10 protein-coding genes and 1 tRNA gene are annotated in these 16,043 nt (G+C 69.8%); 6 read left to right on the forward strand and 5 right to left on the reverse strand.

What is annotated here, in order from left to right; all coding sequences use genetic code 11:
* Positions 1 to 122 precede the first annotated feature (122 nt).
* Together ACH45N_RS16835 and ACH45N_RS16840 are read left to right on the forward strand one after the other, a co-directional pair.
* Entirely contained in the window at positions 123 to 995 is an 873-nt protein-coding gene (locus tag ACH45N_RS16835; RefSeq protein WP_397395849.1) for a hypothetical protein, read from the forward strand.
* Between the two features lie 103 nt (positions 996 to 1,098).
* Positions 1,099 to 1,172, forward strand: a tRNA-Pro gene (locus tag ACH45N_RS16840).
* 597 nt (positions 1,173 to 1,769) lie between these two features.
* Here the strand turns inward: ACH45N_RS16840 and ACH45N_RS16845 are convergent.
* Positions 1,770 to 2,666: a helix-turn-helix domain-containing protein gene (locus ACH45N_RS16845; protein WP_397395851.1), complete on the reverse strand. Its 897-nt coding sequence runs from the start codon at positions 2,664 to 2,666 to the stop codon at positions 1,770 to 1,772.
* A 161-nt stretch (positions 2,667 to 2,827) separates the two neighbouring features.
* On the opposite strand from ACH45N_RS16845, the gene ACH45N_RS16850 reads away from it, so the two are divergent.
* The 3 genes from ACH45N_RS16850 (at position 2,828) to ACH45N_RS16860 (ending at position 5,613) form a co-directional block, all read left to right on the forward strand.
* Positions 2,828 to 4,351 (forward strand): GMC family oxidoreductase, encoded by a 1,524-nt coding sequence (locus ACH45N_RS16850; protein ID WP_397395853.1) that lies wholly within the window; start codon positions 2,828 to 2,830, stop codon positions 4,349 to 4,351.
* A gap of 420 nt (positions 4,352 to 4,771) precedes the next feature.
* Complete coding sequence (locus tag ACH45N_RS16855; protein ID WP_397395855.1) at positions 4,772 to 5,188, forward strand: CoA-binding protein; 417 nt, start codon at positions 4,772 to 4,774, stop codon at positions 5,186 to 5,188.
* Positions 5,185 to 5,613, forward strand: coding sequence for a pyridoxamine 5'-phosphate oxidase family protein (locus tag ACH45N_RS16860; RefSeq protein WP_397395857.1), 429 nt, complete (start codon positions 5,185 to 5,187; stop codon positions 5,611 to 5,613). Before ACH45N_RS16855 ends, ACH45N_RS16860 begins: the two co-directional genes overlap by 4 nt.
* 216 nt (positions 5,614 to 5,829) lie before the next feature.
* Here ACH45N_RS16860 and ACH45N_RS16865 read toward each other — a convergent pair whose 3' ends face one another.
* From ACH45N_RS16865 to ACH45N_RS16880, 4 genes are all read right to left on the reverse strand, one after another.
* Positions 5,830 to 9,654: a hypothetical protein gene (locus ACH45N_RS16865; RefSeq protein WP_397395859.1), complete on the reverse strand. Its 3,825-nt coding sequence runs from the start codon at positions 9,652 to 9,654 to the stop codon at positions 5,830 to 5,832.
* A gap of 14 nt (positions 9,655 to 9,668) precedes the next feature.
* The gene (locus ACH45N_RS16870) at positions 9,669 to 12,941 is read right to left on the reverse strand and encodes a S1 family peptidase (protein WP_397395861.1); all 3,273 of its coding nucleotides are present in this window, start codon (positions 12,939 to 12,941) and stop codon (positions 9,669 to 9,671) included.
* A gap of 509 nt (positions 12,942 to 13,450) precedes the next feature.
* Positions 13,451 to 13,837 (reverse strand): hypothetical protein, encoded by a 387-nt coding sequence (locus ACH45N_RS16875; protein ID WP_397395863.1) that lies wholly within the window; start codon positions 13,835 to 13,837, stop codon positions 13,451 to 13,453.
* A gap of 162 nt (positions 13,838 to 13,999) precedes the next feature.
* Positions 14,000 to 15,073: a Kelch repeat-containing protein gene (locus tag ACH45N_RS16880; RefSeq protein ID WP_397395865.1), complete on the reverse strand. Its 1,074-nt coding sequence runs from the start codon at positions 15,071 to 15,073 to the stop codon at positions 14,000 to 14,002.
* Positions 15,074 to 15,184: 111 nt separating this feature from the next.
* On the opposite strand from ACH45N_RS16880, the gene ACH45N_RS16885 reads away from it, so the two are divergent.
* A complete protein-coding gene (locus tag ACH45N_RS16885; RefSeq protein WP_397395867.1) occupies positions 15,185 to 16,042 on the forward strand; it encodes a helix-turn-helix transcriptional regulator in 858 nt (285 codons plus the stop codon).
* The last annotated feature ends 1 nt before the right edge of the window (position 16,043 follow it).

Below are 16,043 nucleotides of genomic sequence, written 5' to 3' on the forward strand. Positions count from 1 at the left end.
GCCGAGGGTCCTGGTCAGCATCCGCCCTGACCCGCAAGGATGGGGCCGCACGGTTCGCGGACCAAGGGTCAGGGCAGCCCCGCCCTGTCGTCGCCGAGCGACGTGCCGAGCGGGAGGCAGTCATGACGGACGCCGTGGCACCACGGGACGCGACCCCGACGGAAGCGTGGGAGCACCGGCCGATGTTCTCCGCGACCGACAAGGGGTCTCGGATCACCTGGCTGGCCCCGGGCCGCTCCCCCGCACGTGTCACCCCGCGCCTGTGGGCGACGGCGCCGCTGTGCCTCGTGGCCTGGGCCGTCGCGACGGCGGCCGGCTCGTCGGTCCTGTGCGGCGCGACGTCGACCGAGTGCACGGTCGCTGCCGGCCAGGGCTGGCTGATCGGCGCGGCGCTCGTTCTGGGGTATCTGGCCGTCCTGGCCACGGTCGACCTGGGCGAGCGGGCGCAGGACCACCTCGGCCAACGGCGGGCCGCGTCGATGTTCTACCTGGCGCCGCTGCTGACCGGCGTCACCGTGGGCGCGGCGGTCGGGGCGGACCTCGCGCTGGGCGCGGACCAGCGCGTGAGCCAGGTGCTCGACGGCGTCCCCGGCACCGAGGCCGCCCTCGTGTCGGCGGTCGTCGCGGTGCTCGCCGCCCTGTGGGGTGTCGTCGTCCTGGTGCGGCTGCCGGGCGCCCTGCGGCACGCCCGGCGCCGGCAGGAGACGATCGCGCGGCTCCGGCGGGACGGGCAGCGCTACACCGGCCGGGTGCGGCTCGGCGACGTCCGCATCTGGCTGCACAACGACCCCGAGCTCGCCGTCACCATCACCTACCGCTCCCCCGCCGGCAGCCACGAGGTGGCGGGCTGGATGCGGACCTCGCCGGACCGCGTGCCGAAGGACGGCAGCAGGGTGGTGGTGCTCACCGACCTGCGCGGCGCCGTCCACGTCGAGCTCGACGGCGACGGGGACGTGTCGTTCGAGCCGCCGGAGCGGTATGCGCCGAGCGAGTAGGGGCCGTCGCGCGTCTGGTCGGGCACAGCCCCCGAGGTGGGGTAGTATTTCCGTCGGCCCCAAGGGGCCAAACCGGTAGCCTTGAGCATGCTCAAGAACACCGCGGGCTGTGGCGCAGCTTGGTAGCGCACTTGACTGGGGGTCAAGGGGTCGCAGGTTCAAATCCTGTCAGCCCGACCGCATCAGGCCCGGGATTCCAACGAATCCCGGGCCTGAAGAGTCTCTGAGACTTGATCCACTCTCCATTTGCTCTCCACTTTGAGCGCTCCGACGCAGGTGGACCCTCCCGAACACCACCGCAGCGCTCGTGTGTGAGGCCCCGCAGCCTCGCCTCTTCGCGTCTGCGGGGCCGGTGATTCGCCATGGCCAGGTCACGGATCACGATTGGGACGTTCGGCAGCATCAACACGACCAAGAACGGTCCGCGGTCCTGGACCGCGCGGACGAGATTCCGTGACCCGGACGGGGTCCTGCGTCCCGTGGAGGCCACCAGCACCGGCTCCGAGACCGGGCTCCTCGAGGGAACTTAAGACGATCGATAGCATCACGCGATGGACTCGACGGCGATAACGACCCCTGACGGTACGAGGCTCCATATAGGCGTCCACGGCGCCGGACCGGACGTGGTCGTCCTGTCGGGCGGACAGGTTGCGTGCGCTACCTCGAGGCCGATGAGCTGGCTCCGTAAGGTTTCCGGGCATGGTTCCCGGAGCCGCGCGAGGGGCCGGTCCGGGCCTGCACAAGGACCGCGCCTGGTCCGCGCAGCCGCTCATTTCAAGGTGCGCTCCGTATCTCGGCGACTCCATCGGGCACCACCGCAGTCCAGCTCGCCAGCATCTTCAGCGCGTCCTCCGACCGAGATCCTTCCGGCGCCATGTAGACGACGATCTTCTGGTCGGCGGCTCCTGGCACGTCGAGGGCCTCGTAGTCGACCGAGAGGGGACCGGCGACGGGATGGGTCAGTCGGATCGTGCCGAAGCCGCACCGGTAGACGTCGTGGTCGGCCCAGAGCCGGCGGAATTCCGCACTCTTGACGGTGAGCTCGCCGACCAGCTCGTTGAGCGCCGGGTCGTCGGGGTGGGCACCGGCATCGGCCCGCAGCACGGCGGCGGCCTCGGCCGCGATGGTCTCCCACTCGTCGTACAGGTCTCGCGCCTCGGGTGCGAGGAACGTCCAGCGTGCCATGTTGCGCTCGCGGCGGGGGACCGCGCTGAGGTCGAAGAAGACGGCGCGGGCCAGCGAGTTCATCGCCAGGACCTGCATGCCCAGACCCATGACGAGCGCGGGCGAGGCGGTGAACGCCGCCAGAGTCCGGCGCACGCTCGGGCGTACCCGCTCGGCGACTGACCCGGCTGTGCGCCGGGAGAGGGGCTGGACCTGCAGGGACACGAGCGCGAACAGGTACTCGCGCTCGGTCGGGTTGAGGCGCAGGGCGTCGGCGACGGAGGAGAGCACGGCGTCGGACACCTGCCGGGTGCGTCCCTGTTCGAGGCGCGCGTAGTAGTCCACGCTGACGCCCGCCAGCTGTGCCACCTCCTCGCGGCGCAGCCCGGGCACGCGCCGCGCAAGACCGGAGCCGTGCAGCACGGCCTGCGGCAGGCCGACGTCCGACGGGCGCAGCTTGGCCCGGCTCGCGCGGAGGAAGTCCTTGAGCTCATCACCGCTGTCCATAGGTCAAGTGTGCTCTCCCCCGCGCGTGCCCGGTCCGGGGAAGGTCGCACAGCCAGACCTAGGCAGAACGGTGCGTGCTCAGGCGCTCCGCAGGGCCGCCCGGCTGGTTGTACTGATCGAGGCCGCCGTTCGGTGCGGCCGAACTCGTGGAAGGAAACCTCATGAGCACGACCCAGAATGCGAGCGGTTACGACGTCGTCGTCGTTGGCGGTGGATCTGCCGGCGCCGTGCTGGCCAACCGGCTGAGCGCGGACCCCGGACGGTCGGTCCTGTTGCTGGAGGCGGGCACCGCCTACCCTACCGACGGCAACCCGGAGGTCACCCTGAACCCCTCGATCGTCGGCGGCGACACCGCGCACGACTGGGGCTACACCGCCCGCGGGACCGACCGCAACGGCGCCGTGCCCGTCCCGCGCGGAAAGGTGCTGGGCGGGAGCTCGGCCGTGAACGCGACCGTGGCGCTGCGGGCGCGGAGGGACGACTTCGACAAGTGGGCCGCACACGGGCTGACGGGCTGGTCGTTCGCCGAGGTGCTGGAGACCTACCGCGCGCTCGAGTCGACACCCGACGGGGACGACCGGCTGCGGGGCCGGACCGGCCCGTTCCCGATCCGCCAGCGCGCCTACACGGAGCTTACTCCGTCCATGCGCGCCTTCGTCGACGCGAGCGTCGCGCAGGGTCTCAAGCGGATCGAGGACCCGAACGGGGCGGAGCAGGACGGCGTCGCGCCGAACCCCCTGAACACCGTGGACGGTGTGCGGCAGAGCACCGCGCTGACCTACCTGACCGATGACGTGCGCTCGCGCGCGAACCTGACGATCGTCGGTGGCGTCGAGGTCGACCGGGTCCTCTTCGACGGCGCCACCGCCGTCGGTGTCGTCGCCGCGGACGGCGACGAGTACCGCGCCGCGGAGGTCATCCTCTCGGCGGGCACGTACGGCAGCGCCTCCATCTTGCTGCGTTCCGGGGTCGGACCGAAGGCAGAGCTCGAAGGCCTCGGGATCGAGGTCCTCGCGGACCTGCCGGTCGGCGAGCACCTCCAGGACCACCCGTTCTACTACAACGCGTACGCGCTGAAGGAGGGGGCGCTCGCGATGACGCCCGCCGCCGGAGCGCTCGTGTGGACCAGGTCGGCCGAGGCTGTCGGGGACGAGCTCGACCTGCAGATCTCCGCCACCCACCTCATCGATCCCGTCTACAGCCCCACCGGCGGGGCGATCGTGCTCGCGATCGCCGTCGTGCAGCCGGAGTCCACCGGCACTCTCCGCCTGCGGAGCCGGGACCCCCGGGTCGCGCCGGTCATCGACCTCAACTTCCTGGCGACCCCGCGTGACCGGGCGCGCATGCTCGAGGGCGTGAAGCTCAGCCGTCGGATCGCCCGCACCACGGCCTTCGCCGAGGTGGTCGCGTCCGAGATCATGCCGGGCGAGCAGGTGCAGTCCGACGAGGACCTGGAGCAGGTGATCGACGAGCAGATCGCGTCCTACGCCCACCCCACCTCCACCGTGCCGATGGGTGGCGCCGACGACGCACGGGCCGTGGTGGACGCGGGAGGTGCGGTACGCGGCCTCGCCGGTATCCGGGTGATCGACGCATCGATCATGCCGCTCGTGCCGTCGACGGCGACGAACCTGACGACGATCATGCTCGCGGAGCACATCTACAAGAACACGCTGGCGAGGTAGCCGTCGGCCGTCGAGGGCGCGATGTTGCCGGTTCGCGCCGGGGCCAAGGCTTGTCCTTGACACCGGGGCCAGGGCCGAACCGGCAAGATCGCAAGCTCGCGCTCACACGCGATCGCCACGGACAGAAGCACGCCACCATCAACGACACACTCGGCCCACCCGTCCGCCGTCACCTATCCGTGCAGCAGTCCCCAGGGACGCGTCCGGCCGCTGGAGCCGGGCATTCCGTCTCGGAACGAGGCACGGAGCCGAGGGAGATGGCCCTGGCTCAGCTCTGAGCGCTCCAGGGCCGGGATGCAAAGCGCAGGGACGATGGTTGTCGCCTGAAGATCGAGGGTCGGCGCACTGAGCGGCCATCGACCGTGCGCTACCGCACCACGTGCCGCCATGCGGCGGGCATCCAGGACCAGGAGGAACACGATGGAAGACGAGAACCTCAAGTCCTTGCTGAACACGGCGCAGACGGTCGCCGTCGTCGGACTGTCCACCCAACCCGACAAGCCCTCGGTCGCGGTGGCGCAGGTGCTGCTCGACGCCGGCTACGACGTGATCCCGGTACATCCGACAGCCGCCGAGATACTCGGAAGAAGGGCCTACCCGACCCTGGCGGACATACCCGTCCCGGTCGACATCGTCGACGTGTTCCGCCCGGCACACGAAGCGCCCGGCATCGCCCACCAGGCGGCCGAGATCGGCGCGGGTACCCTGTGGCTGCAGCTCGGCATCACGTCCGACGAGGCTCGTACGACGGCCCAGAACGCAGGACTCCGCTTCGTCGAGGACACCTGCATCGGAGAGACGACGCTCCGACTCGGGAACACGGCACGAGACGCATGAGCAACCACAAAGCTTCACTGACCGCCGACGACCTCGAGCTCCTGCGTCGACCGTTGTACGGATACTTGTCCGTGGCGGCAGGGCCCGTCCCGGCGCAGCCCCGCCCCGTGTGGTTCGAGGCGACGGCCGACGGCACGATCGAACTGTTCACCGGACCGAACACGCTCAAGGTGCGGCGGTTGTCCAGCGATCCGCGAGCCTCGCTCGTCGTCGCGGCACCCGTCGGCGAGCGTGAGCGGTGGGTGTCGGTCGCCGGCCGCGTCACGGTGGAGCACGAAGGAGCGCACGACTTAGCTCGCCGCCTGGCCTCACGCTACTGGGACCTCACCGACCCGGTCAGGGCAGCGCAGCTGGCCGAGATACTCGCCGAGGAACAGGTGCGTCTGGTCATCCACCCGGACTCCGTGAGCCGATTCGCCTACTGACGCCAGGACGCTCATGTCTCCTGTTGCCACTCGGCGGGCGGACGTCCGGCACCGTTAGCCCCGCCGAGTGCGACGATATCCGCGACCAGCACGACCCGGCCCACAACCACCGCCGGCGCAGTGGGCCTCGACCTAGAGCCGCGGTGCCCGACTGGTGCTGGGTGCGCTGTTCCTTGTCGAGGCGTACGCCGGGCGACACCCGGTCAGCTCGTTATCCTACGTGCGGTAGAACTGCCCGATCGAACCGTCGCGACGCAGACCGAGCACGTAGGTATGACCATCGATCTCGAGTGTGAACTGCGACCTGGACCCGTTCCCAGCCAGGTACTCGCGGATGCCGACGGCGTGATGGCGCACGACACGATCCAGGTACCCGGTCACGGTGGCGATCGTGTCCGTGGGCGCGAAGTAAGTCTGCGTCGCGGTGGGAGGCGTGCCGAAGTACCTCCACATGTGGCGTGTCATGACGTGCACCATCCCTCCCGTCGACAGGCTGGCGGTGAAGCCCCCACCGATGTCGTAGACCCGGGGCGTCCAGCCGGCCTGAGTGAGGGCAGACCGCGCCATCGCCGTGGCGCAGTGGTGATACTTCGGTGCGCTGGTCAGTCGCAAACCGGACGATGGTACGAAGCAGTTGTTCTCGAAGTACGACTGGAACATGTTCCAGTTCGTTGCGGCGACGCTCTGCCAGTTCGTCACCTTGCGCCTCTCTTCCCTTGCGGTGACCTGGCGCCAATAGATGAACTCGGAGACCGTGTCGTACTGGAGCACGTCCCCGGTCAGCTTCTTGTACAACTTCTTGCACGCTCCCTTGCAGAGGCGCCAGACGGCCACCTCCTCCAGAACAGTCAGCACACCGGCTGCCATGGCATGGAGCGCATCGAGGAGGTCCACGATCGAGTCGGTCACGACATCCGAGGTGAAGGTCGGACTGAGCACGTGGGCGATACAGCTCTCGAACTGCGGACCTCCCCGGCCGAACAGGGTCTCGCAGAACAGGCCCTGCTTGTAGGCCAGTCGATGGGGATCGAATCCGTCCTCGACCAGCTCCGTCGTGTTGTCCTCAATCTCCTGGAGGCAAGCCAGGTTGTAGCCCTCAGGAGTGAACTCCCCTGGCAGGAGCGGATTGATGCACTTGATCGCCGCCTGGTCTCCCTCATGGATGAGGTTGTCCGTCATGAGCTGATAGGCCGCGCCGAGCGCCTCGTCATACTCCCTGGCTGCCTCGATCGCGCTCTTCCCAGCCTCTTCGGCCTGGCGCCATGCGTCATTCGCGCTGTCGATCGCCTCGTTCGCGTACTTGTGCGCCTTGGCCAGCGAAATCCGTGCCCAGACTGCCGACCGTGCCGCTGACTCCGCGGAACGCTCGGCCGACTTTGCGGCGTTGATCGCCGTCTGCGCCGAAGCCGCAGCCAGGGTCGCGGACTGGTGGGCGCGTTCCGCCGCCAGGCTCGCGGCCTGAGCATCCTCTGCAGCATCCTGCGCTGCACCCGCCGCCGCTGCGGCGTGTGCGGCAGCCTCGTCTGCAGCTCCAGCTGCGCGCGCTGCGACCTCCCACGCTCGCTGGGCGTTCTCCAGGGCACGTGAAGCTGCTTCCTCGGCCTGTGCGACCAGGGATGCGACGGTTCTTTCGTGGGCTGCGGTGTCGTGGTCACGCAAGTCCGCCTCGAAGCGGCCCTGCTCGAGAAATGTGGTGCGGAACGCGCGTGGACCCTCCAGCGCGATCTCTGCGGCTGATCGCAGCTGGCTACCCTCCAAGGCCGTGGCGAAGATCTGCTGAACCTTGATCTCCTCGTCCGCCTCGCGCGCCGCGTACTGGCCTTGGTCGATGAACCGGCGCAGCGCCCCGGCGGACCCGTCGTCCAGGACATGCGTTGCTGCGTCGATCGTGTGCTGATCACCGACGTCCCGCGCCTGCGCGAGGATGCGGTTCACTGTGATCGTGTCCTCGTCGATGCGCTCGGGGTAGTCAGGGTTCCTCAGGAACGCCGCCACCTCCGCGTCGGTGCCCTCAGCGACGGCTTCGATCGCTGCCTGCATCGCGGGCGTTCCTGTGCTGCCCAGACCGGCCAGCGTTGTGCGGTCGTCCATGCCTTCCGCCTCGGCGAGGCCTTCACTCGCGAAGATCAAGACCTGCTCGTCGTCCCCGGCCAAAGCACTGCGTGCCGCCTCGCGGGTCCAGGTCCCCGAGGACTCAGCCACTGCGAGCGCGGCCTCGCGCGCCTTGGCGACAGCCACCTCGCGCGTGCTGTCGGGGTCGTTGGCCACGGCCAACGCTGCATTGATCGCAGGCGTTCGCCAGTCCGAACGCGGTTGGTCGTAGGTCGGTCCCGCGGCCACGTCGTCGCGTGCGGCGAGCCGCGCCGCTTCCCGTGCGGCCACAAGTCCCTGCTCGTGCTCGATCCCCAGACGGATGCGGTCCGCCTCGCGAGCAGCGTCATACACCGCTCCGGCTTGCTCGGCCGCAGCAAGGGAGGCGGACGCCGCTGCCTCCGCCGCCTGTGCGTGCTGCCTGGCGAGTCGCGCCGCATCGGCCGCCTCGCCGGCGTGGTCGGCGGCGTCTTCGGCTGCTGCCGCGGCGCGAAGCGCGTTGGCCGCAGCCGACTGGGCAGCATCGCGTGCCCGAATCGCCTCAGACGTCGCGATGTTGGCGTACCTGATCGCAGCGTCGGCGGCCCTGGCGGCACGCAGGTGGGCAGCACGCGCACGCTCGGCGGCGGCATAGACCGCTGAGGCGTCTGCACCCGCCGCTGTAGCGACCGCTGCGGCCTCTCGCGCGGCCGCCTCGGCAGCGGCCGCGTTCACTCCCGCTGAGATCGCCGCATCACCAGCGACCTTGACCTGGTTCAGTGCGGCCACAGCCTTCTGGATCGCTTCCCCTGCACTGTCGGCCCCTTGCGCAGCCACGCGGGCGGCACGCGCAGCCGCGCGTGCGGTGTCGGCAGCGTTCCGGTCGACCCGCGCTGCTGCGGCCGCCTTCGACGCTTCAGCAGCTTTCTTCTGGGCGAGCGAGGCCGCCAGCGCCACCCGGACAGCGGCGCTGGATGCCACTTGTGCCGCGACGGCGGCGTCGTTCGCTGCTCCCACCGCCTGTTGCGCGGCGGCAGCGGCCTGCTGGGCGGCGCGGGCCGCACGCGCCGCTGCGGCTTCCGCCTTGCGCCGGTCGCCCGCGGCGGCGTTCGCCGCTTCACGGGCTGTCACCGCCGCCTGCTGGGCTGCCTGTGCCTCGGCGATCGCACGCTCGGCCTGCTCGGTCGCCGACAGGGTCTGGGCCTCGGCCTCCATACCCGAACTCTGTGCGGCGCTGAGCAGGTCAGTCAGTATGTCGCGCTCATGATCGCGCGCGGCAGCCACACCCCACTCGACCTCCAGGAAGCGGGTCAGCGCCCGGACGCTCCCGTTGTCCATCGCGCGTTGGGCGGCTTGCCGCACCAGTGGACCACCGGAGCTGTAGATCTGACTGACCCGGACTTCCAGGTCGGCATGGTGCGGCGCTTCCCAGCCGGACTCGAGAAAGGCCTGCGCGGCCTGCATCGTTCCCGTGTCCAGGGCCCGAGTCGCCGCTGCCCGCAGCTGGGCACCACCCGTCTCGACCATCTGGTTGATGCTAATGTCCAGGTCAGCGTGCGACGGCTCCTGCCAGCCGGTGTCGAGGAACTCCCGAAGGGCCGCCGGGTCCGACGCATCCAGTGCACGGGTCGCCGCTGCCTTGACCGACGGCCCACCGTCAGCGTGCATCTGAGTGGCCAGAATGCTCTGGTCTGCCTCTTCCAGCTCCGCCCACTGCTCGTTCACGAACGAGCAGACAGCGGCGTCGTCACCCAGCAGGGCTTCTTGCGCTGCCGCCCTCACCTGGGGCCCACCCGAGTCCCAGGCCATCACCAGCGCCGCCCGGACACATTCTCTGGGCCCGTCCTGCGGTGCCTCGACCGCAGCAGCGGGCAGCTCGGCGGTGACGAGGACCGATACGGTCAAGGCACCGATCACGGTTGACGCGACCGCGGCACGCAACCTTCTTCCGCGCGGTTCAAGAGCAGTCATGTGCGCTCCTGTGGTCATGACGGCACCCGGATCTGCAGGAGGGTCGTGGGCTCCGACGCGGGGTCCGCGCCGATACCCACGGGGTTGTAGCTGTCGGGATCACCATCGATCTCCACGACAGGTCCCGACCTGGTGTCCACCCGGGCTACGAACTCATGCCCTGCACCCGTCTCGTAGCCGTCACCGCGGATCGAGTACACGTTCGGAATCATCAGGTCGATGCGTCCGGCCTCACCGAGCACCGCGAGACAGACGACCTGCCGCCCGCCGGACTCGAGGGTGTACAGCACCCTCATCGACCCGACACCACTCTCGTCGGGTGTTCGGACACAGCCTTCGTCGATCACGATGTGCCCGTCGCCAGAAATCAGCTCGATGCCGAGCAGGGCGTTCAGCCGCTCCGCGTCCGGGTAGGCGAACGTCTCGATCAGGTTGCCCGGCGGTGCCGGCCTGTCGACCGACACCAGGTCGCTGGCGTCGGCGGCGCTGGCGACGGCGACCTTGCCGGTACCCGGCCGGAAGGCCAGCAGGCTCGCGGGGCCACCTTCACTTTCGGCGTCGAAGGCGGTGATGCGGTCCGTGTCGTCGAGCAGGTCCAGGTTCGGCAGGCCACCGCCGCTGACCCAGACCGGCGCGGCGCCTGCCTCACCGATGGAGATCAGGTAGTTGCCGGTGCCGGGTGTGTAGGTCAGGACGTCGTCGGCGAAGCCGTCGTGGTCGTAGTCCAACGCGGTGGACAGGGTCCGTGAGTCGCGGAAGAACACCGACGTGGAGCTGTACGTGCGGGCAAATCCTGTGCCTGACGAGGTGAAGGTGGCGTAGCGCCCGTTGCCCGAGGTGTCGGACCGGTAGACCCATAGATCGTCCAGGGTGCCGGTGCCTTCCCGGTCGTACGCCAGGATCTTGTCCGCCGACGCGAGCGGGTAGTCGGGCAGATCCCCGGTCGACCAGGGCACCACCTCGGAGAACCCGTTGCTGTCCCCGCTGCGGGACACCACCGCGAGCTGGTCGTGGCTCGGGCGGTAGGCCAGCAGCTCGTCGACCTTCCCGTCCCGGTCGAAGTCAAACGGCACCATGCGGGCGTCAGCCGCCTTCAGCCAGGACCAGGTGAAGGTCTGCAGCATGGTGAACTGCCCGTCGGCGTTGTGCGTGACCACGGTGTACGTGCCCGCCGTTCCGGGCCGGTAGATCACCAGCTCGTCCTGCTGCCCGTCGTGGTCGAAGTCCAGCGCGACGATCTGGTCGGCCGCGGTCAGCTGGTACCCGCCGATACCGGTTGTGCTGCGGTAGACCTGTCGGTAGACGTCATCGTCCGGATCGATCCCGTCGCCGCGGTCGAGTTTGGCGACGATCACGGTGTTCGAGCCTGGCCGGTACATGAGCAGGTGGTCCTGCTTGCCCGAGTGCTCGAAGTCGAACGCCACTGCCTGGTCGCCGGCGCCCATGAAGTCGAAACCACCCAGACCATTGGTGGTCGGGGGCGTGCTGGCGTACGACTCGATCAGGTGGGGCGCGTTCACGCGGTCGGCGACGACAGCCTTGCCGGCCCCGGGTCGGTAGAGCAGGAGGCTGGTCGGGCTCTGGCCGCTGGTGGCGTCGAAGGCGATGATCCGGTCGTTGGCGTTCGACAGGTCCAGCCCGGAGAAGCCTCCTCGTTCAGCCACGATCGGAGCCCGACCCGCCTCCCCGATGGAGATGACGTAGTTCCCGGTTCCCGGTGTGTAGGTCAGGACATCGTCGGCGAAGCCGTCATGGTCGTAGTCCAACGCCGTGGACCGCGTCCGTGAGTCGCGGAAGAACACCGACGTGGAGCTGTAGGTGCGGGTGAAGCCACTACCGGACCCGGTGAAGGTGGCGTACCGGCCGTTGCCACCGTCCTCGGACCGGTAGACCCACAAGTCGTCCAGGGTGCCGGTGCCCTCCCGGTCGTACGCCAGGATCTTGTCCGCCGCACCGAGGGGGTAGTCGGGCAGATCCCCGGCCGACCAGGGCACCACCTCGGAGAACCCGTTGCTCTCGCCGCTGCGGGACACCACCGCGAGCTGGTCGTGGCTCGGGCGGTAGGCCAACAGCTCATCAACCTTCCCGTCCCGGTCGAAGTCGAACGGCACCAGCCGCGCGTCAGCGGTGTTGAGCCAGGACCATGCGAGCGTCTGCAGCATGGTGAACCGGTCGCCTTCACCATGAGTGACCACGGTGTAGCTGCCCCCGGTACCGGCGCGGTAGATCACCAGGTCGTCCTGCTGACCGTCGTGGTCGAAGTCCATCGCGACGATCTGGTCGCTCGCCGTCAGCTGATACCCACCGAGTCCGCTGGTGCTGCGAAAGACCTGCCGGTACACGTCGTCGTCCGGATCCACCACATCGCCACGGTCCAGCTTCGCGACGACCACCATGTTGGACGCCGGCCTGTACATCAACAGGTGGTCCTGCTTGCCCGAGTGCTCGAAGTCGAACGCCACCACCCGGTCACCAGCCCCCATGAAGTCGAAACCACCCAGACCGCTCGTGGCCGGAGGTGTGCTGGCGTACGACGCTTCGAAGCCCGGCTGGAGTCCACTGGGGTACTTCGCGGCCGCAGCACGGACCCACGGCTCCAGCCCATCAGTCCTGATGACGCTGGCCCCGCCGTCCGCGGTCGGACCGCCGAGACAACCGCCTTGCCCCGAGGTCGCGAGCACACCGACGAGCTCACGGTCACTCACCACCGCACCTCCCGCGTCGCCCTCGCAGGCGGCGAACGACGATCCCTGGGCAGTCAGGGCGAACGTTGTCTCCGTGACGGCCCCCACCGTTGTGGCGCCCGCCTGCACACGCTCGGGGACCCAGGTGTCTGCGGTGCGGCCCATTCCGTTCGCCGTCACCTCCTGACCGGCGGACACCGGCGACGAAGCCGGCGGCAGCAGCCAGTCCTGGCTCGTCATCCCGATGACGCGCAGCAGAGCCAGATCCCGGTCCGGGTGCGGCACCACCCGGTCGGCCTGTCGTGTCGCGCCGGGCGTATCGTCGCCCGACGCGAGGTTGACACTCATCGCCTCGGACGGCAGACCCTCGCGCAACGACTCGTCCTGACCAGTCAGGCAGCTCGCGACCGTCAGCACCCAGCCGGCATGCACCACGGCGCCCGAGCAGGCGCGAGGTGCGTCTCCCCCGATCGTGATCCGCACGCTCCCGCGCCCGGCATCACCCTCGACCGGTGCCCCGCCGACGATCCCGTACGCCGGAACCACGCCCAGGCCCACGCTGAACAAGACGACCGCACCGGCCGCCAGCACTCTTCGCAGCACAGGATCCTCCTCCACGGCCCTCTGCAGCGACGACCAGCTCGTCCGCCGTCCCGGCCTGAATGACGAGGATCAGAGCACGCCGCGACCGTGTCTGCTACCTCATTCGAGCACGGTCGAATCCAGCGCCGGAGCCTGGACCCACAAGAGACAAAGTGGTAGACACTGCCAGGCCTGTGGTGCCGTACCAGTGACTGACACCACTCGGTGCTCGTAGTGGCCTGCGAGGACGGTCGCAGCAAGCGGGACGCCATGGTTCCCGCATCCTGTGCATGATCGGAGTCCCGAACCGCGGCGGGGTCCACGGCAAGACGCTCTGATCTGGCGAAGGACCGCTTGCCCGGTGGGGGATTCCCGCCCGGCCGCCCGGCACCTGCGCTCCCTTGCCGACTGGTCTCCCCTACCAGCTCGTCCAGGGCCTGGTCAGCGATGACGCGCGCTTCGCCGCGCACCTCGACCTGCCGGCGACGCCGAGGGCGGGCACGGGCGCGTGACAGGCCTGTCCGTCGTTCTCAGGTGCTGGCCATCGCCTGCCGGACGACCTCGATGAGCCGGTCGAAGGTGTCGTACCGGCCAGGGTTCGCCTGAAGGAGCCACAGATACGTGTCCGCCTCCGTGTCGGTGACCGTCCTCGCGCGGATCGCCTCGTCCAGGGCGTCGCGCAGCTGCTCGTCGAAGCCGGGCAGCGACAGGGTGCTGGGCCCCGTGCGTCCGACCCGTGGTGCCGGACGGAGTGCCGCGTTCGTGGCGATGGCCAACGCGCGGGCGACCGCCGGCTCGTGCCGGGCCTGGTCGACGAGGGAACCGGTCAGCGCCTCGCGTCGTCGCGGGTCCTTGGCCGCGGCGCGCAGCAGGTCGTGCAGGACTTCCGGATCGGTCGGGGAGATGTCCTCGGCCACAAGGGATTCCTTTCGGCAGACAGGTCACGGCAGACGGCGGTCCAAAGGAGGTGGGCGCCGACAACGATCCTCGGCGGTCTGCCGCGACCTATCCAGGCCCCGCCGGTCACAGGATCGCCGGCTCACCCCGACCTGCCGCGGCCGTCCGGACGGCCGCAGGCGTCACGACTCTCGCTCCGGCGCGAACGCCTCGTGGCGCGCGCTGGCGAAGTTGCCGCCCACCTCGGTGCCGCCGCCGAAGGTGTGGATGACATCACCCACCGTGGCGGCGCCGAGGCCGTGCCGCGGCGTGGGCAGCTCACCCGCGGTGGTCCACTCGTCGGTCTCCGGGTCGTATCGCCACACGTCGTCGTAGACCACCGGGGCCGGGTCGTGCTGCTCGCCACCGAACACGTAGATCGAGCCGTCGTGCACGGCCGCGGCCAGCCCGCCGCGGGCCTCGGGGAGCGGGGCGACCGTCTCCCACTCGTCGGTGGCCGGGTCGTACACCTCGACCGTCGCCACGTTCTCCTGGACGGCGGAGCCGTCCTCGGCGAGCGAGAACTCCCGCCCACCGATCACGTAGATCCGGTCGTCGACGACGGCCGAGGCAGCACTGTTGCGCAGGGTCGGGGCCGGAGCGAGCCGCGTCCACAAGCCGGTGGCCGGGTCGAACATCTCGTTCCTGTCGCTGTCGACGTGGGTCGTGAACGTCGTGGCGTCGGGCGTCTCCCGGACCCGGCCGCCGATCACGAACACCTGGTCGCGCACGCTCTCGATCACGAACTCCGCGCGCGGTTCCGGCAGGTCGACGCCGGCGGACCAGGTGTCGTCCCGCGGTGAGTAGACGAAGGAGTCCGACTCCGCCCGCCACCGCGGGAACCCCCCGCTGAACCCGCCGACCGCATACAGGGAGCCGTCGGCCTCGGCCAGGCCGATGTGATGCCTGGCCTGCGGCAGGGTCGCCAGCCGGTGCCAGGCGTCGGCAGCCGGGTCGTAGGCGTCGAAGTGCGCTGACACACCGGTGTTGGGACTGAGCAGGCCCCCGGCGACGTAGATCAGGTCGTCGACGACCTCGGGGTAGAGCTCCTGGCGCTCCAGCGCCATGGGCGCACGCTCCTGCCAGCCACCCGTTCGATCGGACGACGTCTCGGAGGACGAAGCGGGGACGGTGGTGCACGCCGTGGTCAGCAGCGCGCCGACGGCGAGCGCGGCGACGGTCGCGCGGGTTCGGGGGCGAGGGTGCTGTCCGGTCATGGTGTTTCCTCCGTCTGTTCGTCGGGAACCCCACGCTCCAGGACCTCGCAGACGTGAACCAGGGGATGTCATCCCCTGTGACCGCGCCACCGCCCACGGGATACTCAAGGCATGAGAGCCGCCGGGTACGCCGAGCTGGGCGCCTTCCTGCGCTCCCGCCGCGAACGGATCCGTCCCGAGGAGGTCGGCCTGGTGCCAGGTCCACGGCGCCGTGTGCCCGGCCTGCGCCGTGACGAGGTCGCCCAGCTCGCGGGGGCCTCGGTCGACTACTACAACGAGCTCGAACGCGGTGCCGGCTCCCAGCCGTCCGAGCAGATGCTGGCCGCTCTGGGCCGGGCGTTGCGCCTGACCGACGACGAGTGGAACCACCTCTACCACCTGGCCGAGCGACCCGTGCCGCCCGCAGGCAGGGCAACCTCCCACGTGCAGCCCGGGATGCTCGACCTGCTCACCCGCCTGACCTCCACGCCCGCCAAGGTGATCACCGACCTGCACGTGACCCTGGCCCAGAACCCGCTCGCCGTCGCCCTCGTGGGCGACCACTCGCGCTTCACCGGCCGGCACGCCAGCTTCGCCTACCGCTGGTTCATGGACCCGATGTCCCGCGCCATCTACCCCGAGGACGACCACGACGCCCAGTCGCAGGCCTTCGTCGCCGACCTGCGCGCGAGCGCCGCCCGGAGAGGCAACGGGGACACCGAGGCACGGAGCATGATCACCGCGCTGCAGGAGGGCTCCGCCGAGTTCGCCGAGCTCTGGGACCGCCACGACGTGGCGTTCCGCCGCCGGGACCGCAAACGCATCAACCATCCCGAGCTCGGCCTGCTCGACGTCCACTGCCTCAACCTCTTCAGCGAGGACGGCCGGCAACGACTGCTCTGGTTCACCCCCACCCCCGGCACCGACAGCGCCGAGCTGCTCGACCTGCTCGCCGTGATCGGCACGCAGGCACTCACCGAGCCGTCCTGAG

The organism is Promicromonospora sp. NPDC019610, assembly GCF_044389365.1.
Lineage (GTDB): Bacteria > Actinomycetota > Actinomycetes > Actinomycetales > Cellulomonadaceae > Promicromonospora.

Excerpts from the sequence above, each read along its gene's own strand:
- ACH45N_RS16880 (WP_397395865.1), bottom strand. The coding sequence starts at position 15,073 with ATGACCGGACAGCACCCTCGCCCCCGAACCCGCGCGACCGTCGCCGCG.
- ACH45N_RS16835 (WP_397395849.1), top strand. The coding sequence starts at position 123 with ATGACGGACGCCGTGGCACCACGGGACGCGACCCCGACGGAAGCGTGG.
- ACH45N_RS16845 (WP_397395851.1), bottom strand. The coding sequence starts at position 2,666 with ATGGACAGCGGTGATGAGCTCAAGGACTTCCTCCGCGCGAGCCGGGCC.
- ACH45N_RS16850 (WP_397395853.1), top strand. The coding sequence starts at position 2,828 with ATGAGCACGACCCAGAATGCGAGCGGTTACGACGTCGTCGTCGTTGGC.
- ACH45N_RS16855 (WP_397395855.1), top strand. The coding sequence starts at position 4,772 with ATGGAAGACGAGAACCTCAAGTCCTTGCTGAACACGGCGCAGACGGTC.
- ACH45N_RS16860 (WP_397395857.1), top strand. The coding sequence starts at position 5,185 with ATGAGCAACCACAAAGCTTCACTGACCGCCGACGACCTCGAGCTCCTG.
- ACH45N_RS16865 (WP_397395859.1), bottom strand. The coding sequence starts at position 9,654 with ATGACTGCTCTTGAACCGCGCGGAAGAAGGTTGCGTGCCGCGGTCGCG.
- ACH45N_RS16885 (WP_397395867.1), top strand. The coding sequence starts at position 15,185 with ATGAGAGCCGCCGGGTACGCCGAGCTGGGCGCCTTCCTGCGCTCCCGC.